The following is a 24243-nucleotide window of genomic DNA, read 5'->3' on the forward strand; positions in this document are numbered from 1 at the left end:
CCTTAAAAATTCACACGCAACAATTTAAAAATAAAAAATTGTTAAAATTATTGATCAACTCAATCACTCATATATTAAACAATTAATGCTATTTACATAAATTATTCATTTTTCGTATGTCTATTGGATAAAATCTTATAAAGCTTATTTTTTCAGCAAAATGAATGGATTATTTATATTTATTTAAAACAATGTATTGTTTTTACTATTCTTTTATAAAAAATGAACACTTTCTTTTGCGCCTAAAATGATAAGCATTGAATTCTTATTCACTATATTGAATATAGTTTTATTGTTATGATAGCGTAACTTTTTGAGAGATTAGAGCTGCTTTGTCAGTACTGCAACGTGATATCAATATCATAACGCGATAATCTAATCCTCTAAATACGAAATTATTTTGGTCTTGTTGGGATGAAGCGAATTTTTAGCTCTGTATATAGCTAGAAATCGCAAAGTACCGAATTTTTATCAGACAACTTCATTCATCGTGAGCATCGGATATTTATTTAGCATGTCTTTATAATGTGAAACGATGAAATGATGTCTGTACTAGGAAATATTCATGAAAAAGCTATTTAGCGTTTTATTGAGTGCATCTGTGTTAACACTCAGTGCCTGCGGCAAACAGGAAGCTCCTGCAACTGAAACCAAAACTGATGCGGCAACAACTACAGAACAAACCGTAGTGATGGCTTCAACTGGTTCTGACGCAGATATCTGGCGTTTTATTGCGACCCTTCCTGAAACTAAACAGGCAGGCATTAAACTAGAAGTGAAAAACTTTACTGACTACGTGGCAATGAACACTGCTGTAGCCAATAAAGAAATCGACATTAACGCATTCCAATCTTATGCTTATCTTGTTGCCTTCAATGCCAACAATAAAGATAAAATTGCACCTGTTTCTACGACTTACCTTGAGCCTATGGGTATTTATTCAAGCAAAGTGAAAAAGCTTGATGAATTCAAAACTGGCGCAACAATTGCTATTCCAAATGACGGTGCAAATGAATCACGTGCATTGTTATTGCTTCAATCTGCTGGCTTAGTAAAATTAAAAGCTGGTTTTGATGATGTAAAAGGTACGCCTGCTGACGTTGTAGAGAACAGCAAAAACATCGTGATTAAACCAATTCAAATGGCTACGGCTGTTCGTGTTAAAGACGAAGTAGATGCAATCGTATTGGGCAACACCTTGGCTATGGAAGGTGGTTTAAATGTATTGAAAGATGCGATTTACTATGAGCCAGTTGACCAAACTACTAAAATGAATGTTAACGTTTTAGCGGTAGCAGAATCACGTAAAGATGACCCTGTATTGAAGAAAGTAGGTGAGCTTTACCACACTAAAGCTGTAGAACAATATGTTCAAGAACACTTTGGTGGTACTAAAATTGATGTAAACAAACCTGTTAGCTATCTTACCGAAAGCAAATAGTAATATAATGCTGCAAACAAAACAGGCAAAGTGACTTTGCCTGTTTTTTCATTTTGTACAGTTTTTGACGCTATGATTGAATTTAAAGACATTTCAAAACACTACGAGCTCAAAGGTCAAACCATACGTGCTCTGGATAACATTAATCTGACTATTCCAGATGGCAGTATTTTTGGCATTATTGGCTATAGTGGTGCAGGTAAAAGTACCTTAATCCGTCTGATTAATTTGCTTGAACGTCCTACGCAGGGTCAGGTCATTATTCGTGACACCGACTTTACAGCATTGGATGCACGTTCATTACGTCAAGAACGTGCAAATATCGGTATGATTTTTCAGCACTTCAATTTACTGCAAACCAAAACGGTTGCAGCCAATATTGAAATGCCACTGAAGCTTTTAGGCTTTTCCAAAGCAGAAAGAGAAAAACGCCTGAATGAACTACTCGAATTTATCGATCTGAAGCATAAAAAAGATGCTTATCCAGATGAACTTTCTGGTGGTCAAAAGCAACGCGTCGGTATTGCGCGTGCATTGGCAAATCATCCAAAAATCTTACTTTGCGATGAAGCAACTTCTGCACTTGACCCACAAACCACAAAGTCCGTTTTGGCCTTGCTAAAAAAGATCAATCAGGAACAAGGTATTACCATTGTTATGGTCACCCATGAAATGGATGTGATTGAATCAGTTTGTGATTATGTTGCTGTAATGGAACAAGGCAAAGTGATTGAAACAGGTCCTACCCTTGATATTTTCAGTCAGCCGCAACATCCAACGACCAAAAATTTCATTCAAACTGTTTTACAGCAACAATTGCCGATTAATATTCTTAATAATTTAGAGAATCAAAATCAGCATAGTATTTATAGCTTGCAGTTCTTAGGGACTTCTGCGCAAGAAACTGTAGTTCAAGCTGCAATTAAACAATTTGATATCAGTTTGAATATTTTATTTGCCAACATGACCGAAATTAATGGTTCTGTCATTGGGCAAATGTTTGTTCAGTTATTGGGCGATCCAAACATCATTCAAGACACTATTGCCTTCTTTGAACAACACGGCGTAAAAGTTGAACAATCTGGAGTCTGCGAATGAGAGATTTAATTGTACAATGGCTGACAGACCTCACAGCACCTTTCTGGCATAGTTCACTCAGCATTGACCAATTTGTCACTGCCATGCAGGAAACTTTCCACATGGTGTTTTTTGCAATGCTATTTGGTTCAATTTGGGGCTTTATTCAAGCCATTACCTTATTGGTAACACGTCCAGATGGTATTTTGCCAAATCGTGTCGTGTATCACTTACTCAATCCAGTTGTGAATGCCCTACGTTCATTGCCATTTATTATCTTACTCATTGCGGTAATTCCACTCACAAAAGTGCTTGTAGGGACTTCTATTGGTACATGGGCTGCAATTGTTCCCCTCACCATTTATGTAGGACCTTATATTGGTCGTCTGATTGAAACCTCACTTTTAGAGGTGAATGAAGGGATTATTGAATCTGCTCAAGCAATGGGTGCGAGTCCTTGGCAAATCATTTTCAAGTTTATTGTGCCTGAAGCACGCAGTTCGCTTATTTTAAATTTAACCACTGCCACCATTAGCCTGATTGGTGCCACTGCAATGGCAGGTGCTGTAGGTGCTGGCGGTATTGGTGACCTTGCTATTTCTTATGGTTACCAACGTTTTGACACCAGTGTGGTGATTCTCACTGTCATTGTATTGCTGATTTTAGTTCAGTTGGTACAAAGCTTAGGTGATTGGCTGTCTCGTTTAAGATAAAACCAATCTTTTAAAGCTCCCGAAATGGGAGCTTTTTTCAGGTCTAAAATTTATATAATCAGCATAACAACAAAATGAATTCAAACTTAACCATGAAAATAAACACGATATTAATGAGTCTCTGTGTACTTTCGACTATCAGCCATGCAAATGCGATTTCTTATAATTATGTTACCAGTATCAAAGTGAATCAGATTGAACTGAATGCTCCAGTATCGGCAGATCAAATCAACAAATTGGTTAAAACAGAGAGTACTAAAACCAATAAAATCTATTCAGAATGCACAGGAAATTATGAGTACAGCTTAAATCCCTCGCCCAATAAAACCTTAAGGTTTGAAATTTTTGCAGAAGATAATCCTCAAATCAAAAATGAACAATTTTATCAGGATAAATCTAATTTCAAGCAATTGGGGCAAACCAAAGGTCGCGTGTGGTTAACTTGGAACAACAGCAAAGACATGAATGATAAAATAGTTGTGAACAACACTCAAATTACACCGCAGTATACATTGCAGCAATTTAAACAAGATTTTAAACACAGTGCACAAAGTATGAACCCCAAAGGAGATGCTCAAGTCCTGATTTTAGAAGTCGAGCAAGTCAAAGAATTCATGAAACATCCTCAAGATTTTAGCCCACCTTATACGGCCTATCTCAATTTCAGTTTTAAAAATGGAAAACTTGCACAATTTTCGATTCAGCAAGCGCTTGCATGTTAAAGCCTATCAAATCATTTCAGCTTATTTCTTTAAACAAGCAAAGAAATGAATTATCAATTCAAGTACGACAAAATAAAACAAGCTGATTCTGAGCTTTAGGCTATTAAAACTTAACCAATTCATTTCAATTAAACTCAGAATAAGCACAGAGCATGCTAAACTATTGAGTGGTTTTTGCAGGAACTCATTTATGCACTTTGTTCATCTTGGTATTCATACCGAATTTTCTATCACTGAATCTATCGTTCGGATACCTGATCTAATTAAAGCTGCCGTAAATGATGAAATGCCCGCTTTAGCATTAACAGATTTGTCGAACTTGCATGCAGCAGTCAAATTCTATGGCTCTTGCTTATCTAAAGGCATCAAGCCAATTTTAGGTTCAGTTATTCGACTCAATGATGCTGAACATCGTGTGACCTTATTGGCCATGACCAATCAAGGTTGGCGTGGACTTACTGAAATTGTTTCCCGTGGTTATATTGAAGGTCAACAACTCGACATCCCCTGCGTACAGAAAGACTGGGTTCTAGAACAACATCAAGATATTATTGCATTGTTGGGTATGCACAGTGATGTTGGCAAAATGCTGTGTTCATCGAATCCGCAAAAAGCCGAACCACTCCTTGAACAGTGGATCGAGAAATTTGGCAACCGTGTTTATTTGGCGCTTACTCGAACTGATCGCCCCTTTGAAGAAGATTACATTGTAGAAGCCGTTAAACTGGCAAAAAAATATAACATTGGTGTAGTAGCACACAACGATGTGCACTTTATTACACGTGAAGACTTTGAGGCGCATGAAGCCCGCGTCTGTATTGCAGATGGTTATGTTCTAGGGGATGACCGTCGTCCGAAACCCTATAGCCCTGAGCAATATTTTAAAACTGCAGCTGAAATGACTGAACTGTTTTCAGATGTGCCGACCGCCATTGAAAACAGTTTCCATATCGCCCGACGTTGTAATGTCACACTACAATTAGGCAAATACTTCCTGCCTGACTACCCAATTCCTGAAGGTCACACCATTGACACTTTTTTTGAACATTTGTCCAAAGAAGGTCTAGAAGAGCGCCTCAATCACTTATACCCAGTAGAACAACGCGGTGATGATTGGGCTGAAATCCGTAAACCTTATGATGAGCGTATTAATTACGAAATTAACATCATTAACTCAATGGGATTCCCTGGCTACTTCCTGATTGTCATGGACTTCATTCAATGGTCAAAAAATAACGGTGTACCTGTTGGTCCTGGTCGTGGTTCTGGTGCAGGTTCATTGGTTGCATATAGCTTAAAAATTACCGACCTAGACCCACTTCGTTACGATTTGCTTTTCGAACGTTTCTTGAACCCAGAACGTGTATCTATGCCCGACTTTGACGTCGACTTCTGTATTGCAGGTCGAGATAAAGTGATTGACTATGTGGCACGTAACTATGGGCGAGATGCAGTTTCTCAGATTGCAACTTTCGGAACCATGGCGGCAAAAGGTGCCATCCGTGATGTGGCACGTGTCTTGGGTAAATCTTATGGTTTAGCGGATCGTATTTCTAAAATGATTCCAACCAAACCTCTAGGTTTGTCTTTAGAGGAGTCGATTGAAGCTGAACCGCAACTGAAAGATATTGTCACCAATCCATCCAACCCAGACAATGACGATGCCGCAGAAATTTGGGAAATGGCGCTTAAATTAGAAGGTATTACCCGAAATACAGGTAAGCATGCGGGTGGTGTAGTGATTGCACCAACTAAAATTACCGACTTCTCTGCGGTACTTTGTGATGCGGATGGTACAGGTCGTGTTGCACAATACGATAAAGACGATGTCGAAGCGGCAGGACTGGTTAAATTCGACTTCTTGGGTTTGCGTAACTTAACCGTTATCGAAGATGCAGTGCAAAATATTAACAAGCACTATCCTGCTGAGATACCACTGGATATTGCCAATATTCCTTTAGACGACAAAGATGCTTACTTGGTCTTTGCCGATGCCAATACGACTGCGGTGTTCCAGTTTGAATCCGTCGGCATGAAAAAAATGCTCAAAGAAGCTCGCCCGAGCAAATTTGAGGAAATTATTGCCTTCGTATCTTTATACCGTCCAGGTCCAATGGACCTAATTCCTGACTTTATTCACCGTATGCATGGCGGAGAGTTTGAATACTTACATCCTTTACTTGAGGGCGTACTCGAACCGACTTACGGGATTATGGTCTATCAAGAACAGGTGATGCAGGCTGCACAGTATTGTGCTGGCTATACACTTGGTGGTGCGGACTTATTGCGTCGTGCCATGGGTAAAAAGAAACCCGAAGAAATGGTGAAACAGCGCCAGATCTTTATTGAGGGTGCAGCAAAAAAAGATATTGATGAAGCCACGGCCAACCATATTTTCGACTATATGGAAAAGTTCGCAGGCTATGGTTTTAACAAATCCCATGCTGCTGCCTATGCTTTGGTTGCCTATCAAACCGCTTGGTTAAAAGCACATTACCCTGCTGAGTTCTTGTCTGCGGTACTCTCTTCGGAAATGCAGAATACCGATAACGTGGTATTCCTGATTGATGACTGCCGTACCAATGGTTTAGAAGTTTTACCACCTTCGGTTAATATGTCACTGTACCATTTCCATGCGACCGATGAGACAACCATTGTATATGGCTTAGGCGCAATTAAGGGTGTTGGTGAACAAGCCATGCAGTCTGTCATTGACTCTCGCTTGCATGACGGTCCGTATAAAGACCTGTTTGATTTCTGCCATCGAATTGATTTAAAGAAAATTAACAAGCGTACCCTTGAAGCGCTGATTCGTGCAGGTGCTTTAGACTGCTTAGGCATAGAACGTTCAAGCTTAATGGCACAGTTGCCAGAGGCTGTCCAAGCCGCAGAACAAGCACGTAGCAACCGTGAAACGGGCATCATGGATTTATTTGGTGAAGTTGAAGAAGTTCAACGTAAACCTGCCAAACCTGTGAAGCCTTGGTCAGATGAAGTCCGCCTTAAAGGTGAAAAGGACACGCTCGGCTTGTATTTAACAGGACACCCGATTGATGTGTATCGTCCTGAGTTAAAATCCTTCATTCCTGCCAAAATTAATGAACTGACACCAACACGTCGTGGTGTAACCACCGTTTTTGCAGGTTTAGTAGTTGATGTTGCCAACTTCCCGAACCGTGTCATGATTACCCTTGATGATGGTACATCACGAATTGAAGTGTCTGCCAATCATGAACGCTTCCAGCGCTTTAAAGACATTATTGTCAATGAACGCGTGGTGGTCATTGAAGGTGAAATTTATGAGCGCGAAGGTTTTGACCGTCCAATGGGACGCTTAACCAAAGCCTTTAGTCTGAACGAAATTCGCCAAAAACGTGCCAATAGTATTCAAATTAAGTTACAAGCAGATCATCTGAGCAAAACCTTAAGCCAAGATTTACAGAAAATCTTATTGCCTTATTGCAATGTCGATCTGTGCAATCATATTCCTGTGTTATTGCAACTTGATTATGCTTACGCCTCTGCGGAATTACATTTTGGTATGCAATGGAAAGTTGCGCCATTAGATGAACTTTTAAGTAAATTGCGCGATTATTTTGGTAAAGAAGCCATCTATATTGAATATCAGGTCAAGTCGAAAGCTGCCAAAGCCGTCAATTACGAACAAGCCAGACCTGCGCAAGTCCCTCCTCCACCTGCCGATTTAAGCATGGATGAGGCAATGGATTTATATCAAGCTGATGTTAATCAATATTCATAACGATTAAACACATTCAGTGATTTAACAAAATTGGAAATGTAATGAATCAATTCGACAATACTGCGGTTGCAGCACATCTTTCCCATGTCCGTATTGTCATGGTGAATACCACTCTACCTGCCAATATTGGAAGTGCATTGCGGGCCATGAAAACGATGGGACTTAGCCAGTTGGTCTTGGTTGCCCCAAAAACCTATCCGCATCCAGACATTGAAGCATTGGCAGCAGGTGCTGTAGACCTTATTCCGCATATTAAAATTGTAGAAACTTTAGAACAAGCTATTCAGGACTGTCATATTGTATTTGGTACAAGTGCACGTAGCCGAACAATTCCTTGGCCTTTGCTTGATGCACGTCCTGCAGCAGAAATGTCTCTCAAAGCTGTAGTCTCTCAACAGCAAAATATTGCGGTAGTGTTTGGTCGTGAAGACCGTGGCTTAACCAATGAAGAACTGGCTTTAGCCAACTATCATGTCACGATTCCAGTCAATACGGATTATGGTGTGTTGAATGTTGCACAAGCCATTCAAGTCATTTGTTACGAAATGCGTATAGCAGCACTGGCTCATGTAGAAAAAACTGAAGATCTTGAAGCAACTATGCCCGTTACCGATACAGCTCAAATGCATTGGGACGAGCCATTAGTCACGCATGACCAGATGCAACAATTTTACCCGCATTTAGAGAAAATGCTTGAAGATATTGAATTTTTAGATCCAAACAACCCAAGATTACTCCCTTTACGCTTGCGTCGCTTATTTGGGCGTATACAATTAGATAAAATGGAATACCATTTATTACGTGGCATTTTCAGCCGTGTACAAGCCTTGAATAAAGGCACTTGGAAACCATCTATACCAAAAACCAAAGACAAAGAGGATCCGTCTGATGCTTAAACAGCTCAAAGAGGATATACAAGCTGTCTTCGCGCGCGATCCAGCCGCACGAAACACTTTAGAAGTTTTAACCACTTACCCAGGCATTCATGCCTTAATCATGCACCGTATGGCACATGAACTGTGGAAAAAAGACTGTAAAGGCTCAGCTCGACTTCTGTCTTCATTTAGCCGTTTTGCGACAGGTATTGAAATTCACCCAGGTGCAAAAATTGGCCGCCGTTTTTTTATCGATCATGGCATGGGTGTAGTTATTGGCGAAACTGCCGAGATTGGTGATGATGTTACCCTCTATCATGGGGTGACGCTAGGCGGTACTACTTGGAATAAAGGCAAACGCCATCCTACCCTTGAAGATGGGGTAATTATTGGCGCGGGTGCAAAAATTTTAGGACCATTTACCGTAGGCAAAGGTGCAAAAGTTGGGTCAAACGCGGTGGTCACCAAAGCTGTACCTGCTGGTACGACTGCGGTAGGCAACCCTGCACGCTACATCAGTAAAGACATTCCAAAAGATCAAGATGAAGCACGTCGCCGTGATTATGCCGAAAGTATTGGATTCCAAGCCTATGCTGCAACACAAGACCAATCAGACCCTATGCTTGAAGGTATGCGTATTTTATTAGATCGTATTCAAAATAATGAAAAACGTATGAACACACTTTGCCAACGTTTATCTCTGCTTGATCCAACGTTTAAAAAGCAGCAATTGAATGAACAACCCTACAGTGAAGAAGAGTTAAAAATTATTGAAGATGTGCGTCGCGAATGTGAAGCACAAAGTAGCCAATCAAAGCCATAACAACATAATTAAAAACCAACTGTAACACGCCCTATATTGCATGTTCGCCTTAGTTTTCTTAGACTGACGGACATGCAATTTTTTTATTACATTTAAAAGAAAGAATGGATGAATACTATGACCTTAAAGCCTCTGGCACTCGCATTAGTTGCTGCATCATTTCTGACGGCGTGTAGCATAACCCCAAGCAAAGATAAAAACTCTAAAGAACCGATTATTTTCACGGAACCAGATATCACTCCCCCATTCTACGCCCTAAATCCATTTGACTATGCAGCACCGCCTCCATTTGAATTGGCATTGAAGCAAGCCGCTGCTCAGCCAGTAACGAAAATGGTAGTGACGAATTCAGCTAAACCAAATGAAAAAATTACCTTAGAAACAAATCGCTTGATCATTCCTACGGTGAATAACAACCAACGTACGATGAAATATGCCGTTTTAGCAGGTGAAAACGAAATTGATATCACAGATATTGATGACTTTTTACAGTTAGTTGAAGGCAAAGCACGTCACTACCCACCACGTTTTTCTGAGCGCAAAGAACGTAAAGGCTTCGAAGCAAAATTAAAACAAGTGACCCAAGAGTTAGATACGCTTGCTTCGCGTGATGATGCCTCTTTTGACATTTTAGTGCGTGCATTTAAAGCCAGCGTGATGGCACGTAATCTTGATTTAGGTTCTGTGTATACAACTAAATCTTTAACTTATGCACAGCGCATCTTGAAGATCAATCAAGATGACCCAGAAGCAAACTTCTGGTTTGGTTTTGGTTTATCTGAAGGTGGTGGTCAACGTGAAGCCATCCCTTACTTAGACAAAGCCATGAAAGCTGGTGTTCAGGAAGCTTATTTGTCTGCTGCCAATAACTACATTGCCATGGAACAAAAGAAAAGTGCCATTCAAATTCTGAAAAACTACAAACTCAAATATCCGCAAGAAGCAGCCGTTGCAGATCGCTTAATTAACGAAATTGAAACGCAAGGGCGTTGGAATGTTTGGCAAGTATTAAATACTACCCCTAAAGCATCTTAATTTAATTCGCTACATCAAATAGACCGTCCCATACGGTCTATTTCTTTTTCTGCACATTGAAAAAGCTGACAATTATCGTATGATTAAAAAAAATAAACAAAATGAAATTTAAGACCTGCCTATGCCAAAGAACTTTAGCCGTATTGCCCTACTCTGCATACTGGGAATCACACTACTTTCGGGTTGCCAAGTTGTTACTGTCAAAAATCAGGCTGTCAAAGTCACCATTGCCAATGAACGTGAAAGTATTCTGACACGTGATAAGCTAAGTGAAGCAAGCCTGAATGTTTTATCCATGACAGGGCGAGAAGCTAAAATTTGCACAACCAATCCCACTCAATGCGTTCAGGAATTACAGCAAATTCCACAAATTCAAGACGAGCAATTATATTCTGCGGCCAGTGAACTATACCTAGCACGGGCGCTCGCATTAGAAGGTTCTTCAGACTGTAAAATTGGATTACTAACCAGCCGTAAATCTGAAGAAAAGCAAAAAATTCAGCAAGAAATTTATAATCAATGTCTAGAACAAGAATTAGACATGCTAGATAAAAGTATTCGCTACAGCTATGCCTACATGTTCAAAACCCAACGTGGCCCCGAAGATCGAATTTTTGATAACCGACAAGTACAAATACGCGATTTCTATAACTTAGCCATTGCAAAACTTTCTAACGCTTATAGCCTTCGTTACCCTGAAAAAGAAGTTCAACGTCAGATTAAAATTGGTCAAAGTGTTTATCATATTGATTTCAGTAATTATCCCTTATTGAAAGATCAGAAAATTGAACAACTCATGTCGAGTTATAATCTTAATTTCTCAGGTTTACGTTCGATTAACCGTCGTGATGGTTTTGGCTCTGAATTTGTGGTGGTCCTACCAGATTACAATGCTCAGCAAAAAGAGTCTAATCAATACATTCTTGATCCTTTGCATTTTTCTTATGAAAGTGGAGTTAATCCAAATATTCATAAAGCGTGCTACTTGGCAGCAACATTTACCGCTGAACCTAAAGCAGCTACTTCAGTCAATGATATTTTAACCAAACCTGAATTTGTGATTCGGGCCTATGATCCGTATAAATATGAATCTATTCAGCTTGCAGGACATAAATACCCTTTAGCCGCTAACTTCTCGACGCCATACGGTTTATGGTTAGCTCAGAATAACTTGGGTAAAGCTGCTTATCTCACTCTGATTGACCGCGATAACCGTTTAACCATGCCCCATTTATATATGCTAGAACCTTACAATCCAAATAAAAAAGTCATTGTTTTGGTTCATGGTTTAGCCAGTAGTCCAGAAGCCTGGGTTCGTCTAACCAACGACATTATAGGTGATAAAGTCTTAAGAGAAAATTATCAAGTATGGCAAGTGTTCTATTCGACCAATATGCCGATTATAGAAAGTCGCTTGCAAATTTACGCACTTCTTAAACAAAGTTTTGCACAAGTCAATGCAAGTGCTTCGGCAAAAAATGATGCTGTCCTGATTGGACATAGTATGGGCGGAATTATTTCCCGCCTCTTGGTCAGTGAAGCTGATGTCACTAAAAAAGCACTGTCGATGATGAGCAACCGACAATTAAGTAAATATAAAAATGTCCCTATTGTTGCACAGCGTATGCAAATACAAGATATTCCTAATTTTAGCCGTGCAATCTTTATTTCGGCTCCACACCACGGTACGGCTTATGCTGACCTTTGGTTTACTCGTGCTGCACGTAAAATTATTAAACTTCCGGGTGCTTTTTTAACTGCGCTGGGTGACACGTTACAAAGCCAAGATTTAGATTTCTCAGATTTAGTCAAACAAATTGACCAAGGGCTTATTCAAAATGGTCCAAGTGACTTAAGCCATAAATCTAAGTTTATGGCGATCACATCGGATATTATGCCACGTAAAGGATTGTTATTTCATTCGATTATGGGAAATGACACCAAAAGTGATGATCCAAACCTCATTACCGATGGCATCGTACCTTATAAAAGTGCTCACCTAGAAGGCGCTGTCTCTGAAAAAATTATTCAAGGTGGTCATTCAATCCAAGAAACACCTGAGGCTGTGTTAGAGTTAAGACGTATTCTTCGTTTGCATCTCGTCCAACTTGGACTTTATAAACCTTAAATACAGGTCAAGGCCCGTGTTTTAAAGTAAAACATGGGCTAACTTTATTGCTTCTACTACCATGTATCAATCCATCCCATTCTTTAGAATGGTTTTTTTATACCTATTCTTCCCATTTAATTATGCAACCGTTAAGGTTAACTCCAACAGCTTAGAACTGACTACACAACACAGAGATTGAAACATGGAAGCGTTCAACACAAAAATGTTTGAAAACAAAGTTGCTGTCGTAACTGGCGGAACTTCTGGTATTGGTCAAGCGGTCGCAATTGCCTTTGCTGAAAAAGGTGCAAAAGTTTGGGCACTTGGTTTACAAGCACAAAAAGCCGTTTATCCAGCAGGTTTAGACATTGAAGCTGTCGAAATGGATGTAACTGATAAAGCTGCTGTTGATGCTTTCTTTGCAAAAGTTGACCGTATAGACACTCTATTCAATGGTGCAGGTATGGGTTCTATTTCAGAACATGAATTAGATACCTATAAGAAAGTACTCGAAGTGAACTTAACTTCTGTATTTTATATCAGTGAAGTTGCAGCAAAAGCGCTAGCAAAATCTGATAATCCGTCAATTATTAATGTTTCTTCGCTTTACGCACAATTTGGTTCAGGCCTTGCACCAGCGTACTCCTGCTCTAAAGGTGCAATTGATCAATTAACGTTCTCACATGCGCTTAGTATGTCTGCTGCAAAAATTCGCGTGAATGCAGTCGCACCAGGTTGGATTGATACACCTCTGATTCAGCCATTAAAAGATATGCCAGAGGTTTTTGAGGGCATTATGGCGCGTTCACCAATGCAACGCTTAGGCAAGCCATCAGAAATTGCGAGTGTGGTACTTTTCTTAGCTTCTGATGCAGCAAGTTTTGTGAATGGTACAATTGTTAAAGTTGACGGTGCATACTCGATTTTCTAAGTATAGGTATAAAGAACTTCTGGCTGCATTCCTTTCAGGGAAACAAACAGAATTTTGAACATGAATATGACTTCCACATACTCTTTATGTTCAAAATTTAAGAAAATACCTGAATAACATTTATTATTTTAAGCAAAAAAATTAAAAAATAAACCAGTTCCCTATCTTGCCCATATCTTAGCGTTTAGACATGGGCAACTTTTTTAATCTGTATGCGCTACATTACTTACCATTATTTTAGAGGATTAATCCTTTCTTTTTGGCTTCTGTAACTGCTTCAAGCCTCGAACGTACACCCAACTTGTTATAAATATTACGTAAATGCCATTTCACTGTATTGACCGATAAGAATACTTTATCTGCGAGTTCAATATCTGTACAACCTTCGCTAACCTTCTGCAAAATCTGTAATTCACGTTTAGAGAGCAATTCGGATTTTACAGTACTTATATCATTATCTGCTGTTGCTTCAAAAGAAGGGACATTGCACAAACCAGCCAGCATTTCAGTGAAAGCTAAAAGTTTAGGTTCCTTTTTCTGCTTGGTCTGGCCAAAATGTCGCATATAATCAGCCAATACTTGGAATATCAATGGATGTTCATCCAATACAATACGGACTGCTTTGGACGGTTCCAAAATAACTAAAGCTTGTTCGAACCACATAAATGCAGCGTCGTTGTGATTCAAACGATAATCAGCTAAAGCCAATAGTAAAAGAATTCGAGCATGACGGAATGGATAAGTCACTATTCGATCGAATTCTTGCTCAAGAAATACTTTGGCTTGTGGTTCACGAGCTAAAAAAATCAATTGTCTATAGAGCATCAAATCATCGCCAGTAATCACATTTGACATATTTAGAGTTTTCTCAATATGACGCTGGCAAATTTCTTCTAATTCGTCTGCATTTATATCATTCAACTTATGCTTTCTATCAAACCACTGATATTGCTGATAAACATTCTGAACTGTGCGACTTAAACGTGGCATTGACCAATTATTGCTACAGATTTGAGATTGCGTCAAACACGTCTGTTCCGCCTGTGCATCCTCTGAAAGATGTGCCAAGCGTAGCAACAATTCATACCCAATAATTGCCAAATCAGGAATAATCAGTTGTTCGCCATTATTAAAATGCTTAAGTGCCTCTTCTGCTAGCGTAATCTCGTTCAAATCATAATACAGACTTGCTTTTACACTACTGATGATCATTTTCACAATCGTCATTAAAAACTCATTTGCACCAAGTTTTATGTAGTCTTCACTGCGACCAATATAGTCAAATTTAACCAGTGCTTTGTCTACATTTCCCTCCAAATAGTCACTGAGTGCTTCAATACAATCTGTAATAATTAACCCAAATACATTTTGACCTTGGATGTATATCGCCCGTGTCTGAATAATAATTTTACGTGCTTCAATAATTTTACCTAAACAAATATGATAAAGCGCACCAATACCAATTAAAGGTGCACGAACAAAGTAGGAATTATCCGATAATTTAGAGACATTGGCTTGGGCTAACTTGTAAGCCAATTTCATATCATCACCGACTAAAGCAAGCATAGGATCAAGTGCCAGTTGATCATCACCTTTAATTCGATCTTTGGGATCAAGCTTGAGCCAAAGTTGTAAATAGTGAGCGCTTAATAAATGCTGATGGGTAATGATCAATGACCAAATCATATCGTATAGCAGTGCCGCTTTTTGAATTAATAGAGAATCTGGAATTGACTTCACCAATTCAATTAAGCTGTAATAACTACCACCTAACATTAAATCACGGCTGACATGACTTAACAGTTCTAATACCAGTTCTTGATTTTCAGCATGCTGGGCGTGATAAATCGACTCCATGAGATAATTGTTTTTCTGATACCAACCCGCAGCACGTAAATGAGCCGCTCGAAAGTCTTCTATATCTAATACCTTAAAACGGTTTTCCAAAAACTCTCGGAATAAATGATGAATACGATACCACGTATGTTGCTCATCTAAGGCTTGAAGGAATAAGCCTTTTTGTATCATTAATTCCAACAACTTTGACGATGTGGAGTTTTGTGCAACTTCCTGTATATTTGACAAACAAACCTTTCTTAGGATACTGATATTCATAAGAAAAGTTTGCATTTCTTCAGAAAGTTGTAAAAATACTTGCTCACTTAGATAATCAACAATCTGATTATGGGCGCCACTTAAACTTTGAATTACAGCCCCAGCGTCATGATATTTCTTTAAATATAAATTGGTAAGCTGTATTCCAGTTAACCATCCCTCTGTTTTATGAATCAGTAACTCAGCTAATTCTGGTGTTAATGTCACATGATCAAAGTTCTGTTGCTTTAAAAAATGAATTAATGCTGCACTATCTTCAGTTTTTATACTTAGTTGACCTGCTGTCACCAACTTTAAACGACCCAATAAATATTCTTTGGCAAAGCTCCAATTAGGCTTTGTTCTAGAAGCAATCACCAAATGACAATTTAATGGTAAATACTGATAAAACCACCACAGAAGATTTAAACACTCTGGATTTTCAATTGCCTCTAATTCATCAATAAAAAGAATAGTTTCACTATCTATATCTTCAATTTTTTGCGCCAAATCAATAATATTTTGCTTATGAACTTGCCCCTCAGGAAGGTCATTGAGTTGTTCTAAGCCCAACAATGATAACCAAAGGTAGTGATAAAAACGAATGGGATCATTATCATCACCATCTAATGTTAACCATTTTACGGTTTTACCTTGGTTAAGAAGAACCTCACTCATCTGAAACATCAATGTGGTTTTACCATAACCCGCTGCTGCATGAATAAACACTAGAGAAGATTGGCAATATTCCAGCATTTGGCTCAACAACTCAGGACGTTGCATTGCCTTATCACTCATCACACTTGGACGGCTGAGCTTAGTTTTTAATACTTGCATATCACTTCATCCAATCTTTAGTATTTAATTCCATTAGCAAAATTCCACTCCTTGAAATTCGATATCCCATTTACAAATTCTAAAAAATCCTCTGCTTTCACAGCATTTTAAGCATCATCAAATTAAAATAAGGTTGCTGATGATGCAATGTGAAATTGAATCAAAATCCAGATTTTAAATACATTTTTAAATTCAAACCCTTCGAACAATAATTAAACAACTACAAATCCATCCTTTTGAATGGTTTGCTAAACATGAAACGTTGTTATGCTCAAGTCTAAGGCAATAACGGATACCTACTGTTTGGCATTCTGATATTTCATCTTAAATAGACATACATGGAGTTTGTCATGAGCATTGCACAATCAATTAAACATCAAGACCGTTTATTAACAATTAACATTAACGATGGTGAAATTAAAAACGCATTGCCAGGTGTACACGTTACGCCATGCTTTTTAGATCCTGATAATGGTACATGGGTGATTCGTGCATGTTTCGAGCCGGGTACCGTATTACCACGCCATTTTCACACGGGTGTTGTACATTTCTATACAACAGCTGGTTCTTGGCATTATGTCGAATATCCTGAAGATGTTCAAACTGCTGGTAGCTATTTGTTTGAACCAGCAGGTTCTATCCATACTTTAGCTTCTCCAGAAGGTGCTGAAGGCTTCATGGTTATTGAAGGTGCAAATGTAAACTTGAATGATGACGACTCACTTATGTTCATCATGGATGCAGGTTGGATTGAGCGCACCCTTCATGCAGTAGCTCAACAAACTGGTCAGAAAATGCCACGTTATATTAAACCAGGCTCAGAAGTTGCATTTAACGATAAATAAGTTCATAAAGACTTTTAGCAAAAGCTAAAAGTCTTTTTTACATTAAATAAAAACAGCTACCAAGGATGAATGAAATGTTTGGCAAAATGATGCATCAATCTTTGTTGATTAGTAATTTACTAGAGCATGCAGCAAAGTATCACTCTGACACTCCTATTATTTCACGTGAAGTGAATGGTCAGATTACCACGACTAACTGGTTACAAACTCAGCAAAACGCAAAACGTTTAGCCAATGCTTTTACCACATTTGGTTTAGAAGCTGGTGATCGTCTTGCGACTATCGCATGGAATAATCATCGTCATTTAGAATCTTGGTATGCAATTTCAGGGAGTGGTTATGTATGTCATACCATTAACCCACGTCTGTTTCCTGAACAGTTAATCTTCATCATTAATGATGCACAAGATAAAGCTATTTTCTTTGACGCTACTTTCCTACCTTTAATTCAAGCAATTCAAGGTAAAGTACCAACTGTAGAACGTTTTATCTGCCTTGGTTCACATGACGAAAAAATCGTTGAAGCTTTACCAGATGTGCTTTTCTATGATGAATTGATTCAATATCAATCTACCGAATTTGACTGGCCACAGTTTAGCGAAGAAACACCAAGCTCTCTTTGCTATACCTCAGGTACTACAGGCAATCCAAAAGGCGTATTGTATAGCCACCGTTCTACCTTATTACATACGATGGCAATTTGCCTTCCAGACTCACTAAACTTATCTGCGAAAGATATAGTAATGCCTGTAGTCCCAATGTTCCATGTGAATGCATGGGGTATTCCTTATGCTGCTGCAATGGTTGGTTCTACAATTGTATTACCTGGACCAAATTTAGATGGCGACAGTCTTGTTAGCTTAATTGATGATTATCAAGTCACTGTTGCATTAGGTGTACCAACCATTTGGCAAGGTCTACTTGCGGCAGCGAAAAAACGCGGCACCAAGTTAGAAAGTATGACTCGCAACGTGGTTGGTGGTGCAGCATGCCCTCCTTCAATTATTCGTGACTTTAAGAATAATTATGCTTGTGACACCATTCATGCATGGGGTATGTCTGAAACCAGCCCATTGGGTACTGCAAACCAACCTAAAGCCAAACATACAGCTTTAAGTGATGAAGAGTTTGAGAAACTTCGTTTAACTCAAGGGCGCCCGCCATTTGGTGTTGAATTACGTATTGTAAATGGTGATGACCTTACCGCATTACCAAATGACGGTCATACGCAAGGTAATTTACAAATTCGTGGTCCATGGATTGTTGAAAAGTACTTTAACCAAGAGAAAAGTGCACTGACTGCTGATGGCTGGTTCGATACAGGTGATATCGCAACAATTGATGCTGATGGCTACATGACCATTTGTGACCGCGCTAAAGATTTAATTAAATCTGGCGGTGAATGGATTTCTTCAGTTGAAATTGAAAATATTGCGGTTGGTCATCCAGAAATTCGAATGGCAGCTGCTATTGCCGCACGTCATCCAAAATGGGATGAACGACCAATCCTAATTGCCGTGAAACAAGAAAACTCAACCCTAACTGAAGAAGAAGCACGTGCTTATTTTGAAAACAAGATTGCACGTTGGCAAATTCCAGATGTTGTGATTTTTGTTGATGCTTTACCAGTCAATGGCACAGGCAAAATTGTAAAAGCCGAGTTGCGTACACAATTTGGTGATGTACTACTGAAAGACGAAGTGATTTAACACTTCGTCCTTAAAGTGTTCTCACAAGGATATTGAGATGAAAAATACAACAATCAAAATAGCATGGGTTACAGGTGGAAGTAGTGGCATTGGTCTTGAACTCACTCAGCGTCTACTCAAAGATAAATTTCAAGTGTGCATTTTTGCTCATGCAGGTATTGAGCAAGCCGTTGCGAATTTAAAAAAAATCTCACCATCGGTATGTGGCTTTGAAGTTGATGTACAAAATGAAAGCACAATGGACGCAAAATTTGCGGAAGCTGTAGCTACATTTGGCACACCAGATCTTCTGATTAATTCAGCAGGTATTAGTATTGCGAAGAATTTTGATGAAATGACTTCGCAAGAATTTGAAAGACAAATCAATATTAACCTTGTGGGCAGTCGTAATGTGGCACATGCTGCTTTGCCTCACTTAAAACAAGCAGTTCAACAAGGCAAACGCCCTAAGATTGTATTCATTGCATCCGCTGCAGGTTTGGTTGGCTGCTATGGTTATACAGGCTATTGTGCTTCTAAATTTGGTGTGATTGGCTTGGCTGAAGTCCTCCGTATGGAATTACGCAGCCAAAAAATTGATGTGGCTGTGGTTTGTCCACCAGAAGTAGACACACCACTTGTAACAGAAGAGCGTAAAACTGGCTCACCTGTTACGGCTGCATTAAAACAACTCGGTGGCGGCACTATGCCAGTAGATAAAGCCTGCAAAGAAATTTATGAAGGCATTTTCGCAAATGAATTTATGATTATTGTTGGTACTCAATTACGTATTTTGACCAAACTCTCTCGTATCTTACCTGATACTTATCGTGGTCAAATCGATAAGAAATTAGACCAGATTATAAAGAAATTTGCATCTTAATTCGCCTGTTGATTCAGCTACGGCGTAGCTGAATCAACCAACTACATTAGAATAAAAATCGATTAAAGATGTTAAATTTTAGCACTGTGAAGTTTTAAACAGCATTTAGACAAAACAACTTTTATGTATTGCAGTAAAACAAAAAACTCATCAGATTCACTCATAAAACAACGCGATATTACCTGTTTGTCGGCTTTTGGATATTTATTGCCTAAACTATTGTAAATATTTAAGTTTCAAAAAAAATGTATTTGAACAACCCAGTTCAATACAACACTCATAAGGAAAATGATATGAAAAAGAATATGTCTAAAACAGCATGGGTTACTGGTGGCAGTAGCGGGATTGGCCTTGAACTGACCAAGCGTTTACTCAAAGACCAATACCAAGTCTGTATTTTTGCTCATACAGGTATTCAGCAAGCAGTTAAAGAACTAATCAAAATTTCTTCAACAATTACTGGATTTGAAGTTGATGTACAAAATGAAAATACCATGGACGAAAAGTTTGCTGAGGCGGTTGCTCAATTTGGTACACCAGATATTCTAATTAACTCCGCAGGAATCAGCATTGCTAAGAATTTCGATGATATGACTTCGCAAGAGTTTGAACGCCAAATTCAGATTAACCTCGTTGGTAGTCGCAATGTAGCTCATGCTGCGTTACCGCATTTAAAACAGGCAGTTCAGCAAGGTAAACGCCCTAAGCTGGTGTTTATTGCCTCTGCTGCAGGTCTAGTCGGTTGCTACGGTTATACAGGTTACTGTGCATCTAAATTTGGTGTGGTTGGCTTAGCTGAAGTACTCCGTATGGAATTACGCAGTCAAAAAATTGATGTGGCTGTGGTTTGCCCACCAGAAGTAGACACTCCGCTTGTCACTGAAGAAAGAAAAAATGGTTCCCCTGTAACTGCAGCTTTAAAACAATTAGGCGGTAGTATGCCCGTCGAAAAAGCATGTAAGGAAATATATCAGGGCATTTTTTCAAATGACTTTGTGGTTATTCCTGGTGCCCAGGCACGTATTTTGGCCAAAATTTCACGCTTATTACCAGATACCTATCGTAATCAAATCGATAAAAAATTAGACAAAACTATCCAACGATTAGCTTCATAATCAAAACACGGAAATTATTTCTCTAAATGACCAACATTTCTCTGGCTTAAAAAACTGAATGCATGACATTCGGTTTTTTATTTGAAATGATTACATTTCCGATATAACACCCAAAATACCATTAATAATCATATCTACCGCAATTGTGCCGATCAGTAAGGCAGACAGTCGCCCGACAATGTCCACATAACGATCAATATATTTGGCGTGTTTATAGCGCAAATGATCATGCGCAAATTTCATTAAAATCATCAACACGCAGGTCAACGCCAAAGTCAGAAAAATAATCATGGCTGCACCGCCAATTGGTAATGATATACCCGTCACCACAGCAGCACTAATGGTCCCCGGCCCAATCATAAAAGGCATTGCAATTGTTCCTGCCAAATGTTCAGGGGCACCTCGCATTTCACCGATAGTATCTGCCCCCTGAAACACATAGCGATAGCCAATCACCAAGAAAATCAGTCCACCAAAAATTTGAAATGCTTCAAAACGCACATTCAAATATTTGCTGAAAATCGTTTCTCCACCCCATGCAAACAGCACAAACACCACAAAAGCAATGAAACAGCCCTGAATCAAAGCCTTATTAAACACTTTAGCTTCAGAATTGCGAATCATGCCAATCATATAAATGCTCATCAAGAACGGATTGAGCAATGAGAAAAACAAAGCGAAAGCATGTAAATATGAGGTCAACATGGCTCCTCCTAATTATCCTTGAGGGTCTGGAAATAAGGGACGATTCCCTGGACTAATTCGATTGATATGTAAGAAAGTCATATGGCGTTCATAACGATCTAGCACATCATTAATCACTTGCTCTTTGGTATAGCCAACAAGGTCGTTGCCTTGAGAACCCTCATACAAATAGGTTTCTAGACGGTAATAAAACCGTTTACCCAGTTTGCCGCGTTCACTAAAGGTCGGTGCGATATAACGTACAGGCCAAATTTGATAGACAAAGTTTTGTTCTTCTTCCAAATGAATCATCAAATCTAAATGATACAGATTTGGGTCTTCTTCTAGCGCACTCTCTTGAACACTGATGTTGATACCCCGTTTTTGCATTTCCTCTGCAACCGCCATCACTGCGGGTCGACAAATGTCATCGAGCATACGCCGAGTATCGGTTGTTCCTGGATGATGCATGACTCGAGACAACCGTTTTTTCCAGTTGAGGATGTCAACATTCCCTACCACGGGTGCTGCATTTAAACTGCTACTGGCTTGTCGATAATCTTCAAGTCTTAACGATTTGTATAAACCCGCCATGACCAAGAACATGACAAAACTAAACGGCAACCCCATAATGATGGTGGCATTTTGTAGTGCAGTAATCCCGTTAGCCATCAGCATGGCAAGGGTCAATAAACCAATCGCTACAGCCCAAAATACGCTTAACCAGCGTGGTGCATCATGATCGACATTGGTAAATTGAGTGGTGAAATTACCCAATACCAGTGCACCTGAGTCAGCTGAGGTCACATAAAATAGCAAGCCCGTAATGGTGGCTACCCCTGCAATAAACGGAAACCACGGATACTGTGCCAATAAGTCATAAAAACCGTGTGCTGGGTTGGCAATCACACTCTGAGCAAGGGCTAAATTGCCATCAAAAATCACACTATGTAGCGCACTATTTCCAAATATTGATAACCACGTGAGGGTGAAAAATAAAGGAATAATCAGGGTTCCACTGACAAACTCACGAATGGTTCGTCCACGCGAAATACGTGCTAAAAACAAACCTACAAAGGGCGACCACGCCACCCACCATGCCCAAAAGAACAAAGTCCAACTGTTCATCCATTCTTTCGGTTGTTGAAAGGCAAAGCTTTCCAAGGTCATACTTGGAAAGCGATTAATATAGTCCCCAATATTTTGTACAAAAGCATTCAGTAGAAATTCAGTATTACCTAAAAACAAAATAAACAGCATCAAACCGACAGAAACATAAATATTGATCTCGGAGAGAACACGTAGTCCTTTATTTACCCCTGATGTGACAGAGATAATCGTCATCACAACCGCAACTCCAATTAAGGCAGCTTGCATCCAGAGGTTTTCGGGTAAATCGAACAGCACATGCAAACCATAGTTCAACTGTACCACCCCAATCCCACAGGTCGTGGCAATACCAAAAATCGTCCCGATCACCGCAGCGGTATCGACACTGTGACCAATTGGGCCATGAATCTTTTTGCCAAAGATTGGATAGAGTGCTGAACGAATAGTGAGGGGTAAATTATAACGATAACTAAAATAGCCCAATGCCATACCAATTAAGGCATACATACACCAGCCAGTTAAGCCGTAATGAAACAGCGTCCAGACCATACCTTGACGGGCCGCTTCTAAGGTCTGCCCTTCACCTACAGGTGGGTGTATATAGTGGGATAAAGGTTCCGCCACCGAGAAGAACATCAAGTCGATCCCGATCCCTGCTGAAAACAGCATTGCAGACCAACTTAAAAGGCTAAATTCGGGCTTGGAATGCTTGGGGCCGAGTTTAATATCGCCATAACGTGAACAGGCAATAAAAATCACAAACACCATATACAAGGTCGCTGCGAGTAAGTAATACCAGCTAAAGGTTGAACTCACCCACGCCAAAACCATATTTAAGGTTTGATTGGCAAAGTCATTAAATAAAATGGTGGTAATAGAAAAAATTAAAATAATGAGAGCTGAAATATAAAAGACCACACCATTTAAACGGTCTTTAGGCGCTAATGTTTGATCATCAACTGCTCTTGGATTATCTGTTGCCATACAATCCTCAAGAAAGTAAATAAAAAAGACAAAAGCCAATTTTTAAACTTCTCGTGGTCGAGAGCTTAAAAATCGACTAACGAAAACGACAGTATTTTTATCAACAATAAAAACGCTATCTTCTTTAAACCTGAATAACGGTCTAAATCATTTATGAGGTGCATTGGCTACACAGGCTTAAAATGTGAGCCCACCCTTATTCATCGATATTCCGATTGGAATCTTATATATCTCCCTTCAACATGACTATATGAGCTTTCTCAACTCGAAAAAAGTATAAAACCGTAATCCGTTTAAATTTTAAACAAAACAAAAACACAGTGACTCAAGTTAAATATCTAGCTGATAAATATAAATTTATCCAAATATACAACGGTCAGATGAACAACTTTTGCTGTGAATTTAAACAATAGTGTACTTTTAATTGATTGAACGTTCAATCAATTAAAAGTATCATAAAAAAATGCTATGATGATTTCCATGTAAATTATTGAATCTAACGCCTTTAAATTTAAG

Annotated in this window: 17 protein-coding genes; 14 read left to right on the forward strand and 3 right to left on the reverse strand. The window is 39.1% G+C overall.

What is annotated here, in order from left to right; translation table 11 throughout:
• The first annotated feature begins 565 nt into the window (after nucleotides 1–565).
• The 10 genes from C3F34_RS00145 to C3F34_RS00190 all read left to right on the forward strand — a co-directional run bounded on the left by C3F34_RS00145 (nucleotide 566) and on the right by C3F34_RS00190 (nucleotide 13487).
• Nucleotides 566–1441 (forward strand): MetQ/NlpA family ABC transporter substrate-binding protein, encoded by an 876-nt coding sequence (locus tag C3F34_RS00145; protein ID WP_044739509.1) that lies wholly within the window; start codon nucleotides 566–568, stop codon nucleotides 1439–1441.
• 72 nt (nucleotides 1442–1513) lie between these two features.
• Nucleotides 1514–2539, forward strand: coding sequence for a methionine ABC transporter ATP-binding protein (locus C3F34_RS00150; protein WP_104440785.1), 1026 nt, complete (start codon nucleotides 1514–1516; stop codon nucleotides 2537–2539).
• Nucleotides 2536–3231: a methionine ABC transporter permease gene (locus tag C3F34_RS00155; RefSeq protein ID WP_016167574.1), complete on the forward strand. Its 696-nt coding sequence runs from the start codon at nucleotides 2536–2538 to the stop codon at nucleotides 3229–3231. Before C3F34_RS00150 ends, C3F34_RS00155 begins: the two co-directional genes overlap by 4 nt.
• A gap of 74 nt (nucleotides 3232–3305) precedes the next feature.
• Nucleotides 3306–3953, forward strand: a complete 648-nt coding sequence (locus C3F34_RS00160; RefSeq protein ID WP_228155314.1) for a hypothetical protein — start codon at nucleotides 3306–3308, stop codon at nucleotides 3951–3953.
• A 190-nt stretch (nucleotides 3954–4143) separates the two neighbouring features.
• On the forward strand, nucleotides 4144–7713 hold the full coding sequence (dnaE, locus tag C3F34_RS00165; RefSeq protein ID WP_104440787.1) for a DNA polymerase III subunit alpha: 3570 nt from the start codon (nucleotides 4144–4146) through the stop codon (nucleotides 7711–7713).
• Nucleotides 7714–7754: 41 nt separating this feature from the next.
• Nucleotides 7755–8609 carry an RNA methyltransferase gene (locus tag C3F34_RS00170; RefSeq protein WP_016167571.1) on the forward strand — a complete coding sequence of 285 codons (855 nt, stop codon included), beginning with the start codon at nucleotides 7755–7757 and terminating at the stop codon, nucleotides 8607–8609.
• Entirely contained in the window at nucleotides 8602–9411 is an 810-nt protein-coding gene (gene cysE, locus C3F34_RS00175) for a serine O-acetyltransferase (protein WP_016167570.1), read from the forward strand. Before C3F34_RS00170 ends, cysE begins: the two co-directional genes overlap by 8 nt.
• A 117-nt stretch (nucleotides 9412–9528) precedes the next feature.
• On the forward strand, nucleotides 9529–10446 hold the full coding sequence (locus tag C3F34_RS00180) for an ABUW_2363 family tetratricopeptide repeat lipoprotein (protein ID WP_016167569.1): 918 nt from the start codon (nucleotides 9529–9531) through the stop codon (nucleotides 10444–10446).
• 121 nt (nucleotides 10447–10567) lie between these two features.
• The gene (locus tag C3F34_RS00185) at nucleotides 10568–12574 is read left to right on the forward strand and encodes an esterase/lipase family protein (RefSeq protein ID WP_104440788.1); all 2007 of its coding nucleotides are present in this window, start codon (nucleotides 10568–10570) and stop codon (nucleotides 12572–12574) included.
• Nucleotides 12575–12758: 184 nt separating this feature from the next.
• Nucleotides 12759–13487: an SDR family NAD(P)-dependent oxidoreductase gene (locus tag C3F34_RS00190; protein ID WP_044739505.1), complete on the forward strand. Its 729-nt coding sequence runs from the start codon at nucleotides 12759–12761 to the stop codon at nucleotides 13485–13487.
• A 237-nt stretch (nucleotides 13488–13724) separates the two neighbouring features.
• Here C3F34_RS00190 and C3F34_RS00195 read toward each other — a convergent pair whose 3' ends face one another.
• Nucleotides 13725–16418 carry a LuxR C-terminal-related transcriptional regulator gene (locus tag C3F34_RS00195; RefSeq protein WP_104440789.1) on the reverse strand — a complete coding sequence of 898 codons (2694 nt, stop codon included), beginning with the start codon at nucleotides 16416–16418 and terminating at the stop codon, nucleotides 13725–13727.
• A 350-nt stretch (nucleotides 16419–16768) separates the two neighbouring features.
• Here C3F34_RS00195 and C3F34_RS00200 point away from each other — a divergent pair, with 350 nt between their 5' ends.
• The 4 genes from C3F34_RS00200 to C3F34_RS00215 all read left to right on the forward strand — a co-directional run bounded on the left by C3F34_RS00200 (nucleotide 16769) and on the right by C3F34_RS00215 (nucleotide 20949).
• Nucleotides 16769–17263, forward strand: coding sequence for a 2,4'-dihydroxyacetophenone dioxygenase family protein (locus tag C3F34_RS00200; protein ID WP_044739504.1), 495 nt, complete (start codon nucleotides 16769–16771; stop codon nucleotides 17261–17263).
• A gap of 74 nt (nucleotides 17264–17337) precedes the next feature.
• Complete coding sequence (locus C3F34_RS00205; protein WP_104440790.1) at nucleotides 17338–18972, forward strand: long-chain fatty acid--CoA ligase; 1635 nt, start codon at nucleotides 17338–17340, stop codon at nucleotides 18970–18972.
• Between the two features lie 37 nt (nucleotides 18973–19009).
• Nucleotides 19010–19834 carry an SDR family NAD(P)-dependent oxidoreductase gene (locus tag C3F34_RS00210; RefSeq protein WP_228155315.1) on the forward strand — a complete coding sequence of 275 codons (825 nt, stop codon included), beginning with the start codon at nucleotides 19010–19012 and terminating at the stop codon, nucleotides 19832–19834.
• A 293-nt stretch (nucleotides 19835–20127) separates the two neighbouring features.
• Nucleotides 20128–20949 carry an SDR family NAD(P)-dependent oxidoreductase gene (locus tag C3F34_RS00215; protein WP_104440791.1) on the forward strand — a complete coding sequence of 274 codons (822 nt, stop codon included), beginning with the start codon at nucleotides 20128–20130 and terminating at the stop codon, nucleotides 20947–20949.
• A gap of 90 nt (nucleotides 20950–21039) precedes the next feature.
• Here C3F34_RS00215 and C3F34_RS00220 read toward each other — a convergent pair whose 3' ends face one another.
• Together C3F34_RS00220 and C3F34_RS00225 are read right to left on the reverse strand one after the other, a co-directional pair.
• On the reverse strand, nucleotides 21040–21654 hold the full coding sequence (locus tag C3F34_RS00220) for a MarC family protein (RefSeq protein WP_104440792.1): 615 nt from the start codon (nucleotides 21652–21654) through the stop codon (nucleotides 21040–21042).
• A 12-nt stretch (nucleotides 21655–21666) separates the two neighbouring features.
• Nucleotides 21667–23727: a choline transporter gene (locus tag C3F34_RS00225; RefSeq protein ID WP_104440793.1), complete on the reverse strand. Its 2061-nt coding sequence runs from the start codon at nucleotides 23725–23727 to the stop codon at nucleotides 21667–21669.
• Nucleotides 23728–24243 lie beyond the last annotated feature (516 nt).

The sequence above is a fragment of the Acinetobacter sp. ACNIH2 genome (assembly GCF_002934965.1).
GTDB classification, from domain to species: domain Bacteria; phylum Pseudomonadota; class Gammaproteobacteria; order Pseudomonadales; family Moraxellaceae; genus Acinetobacter; species Acinetobacter tandoii.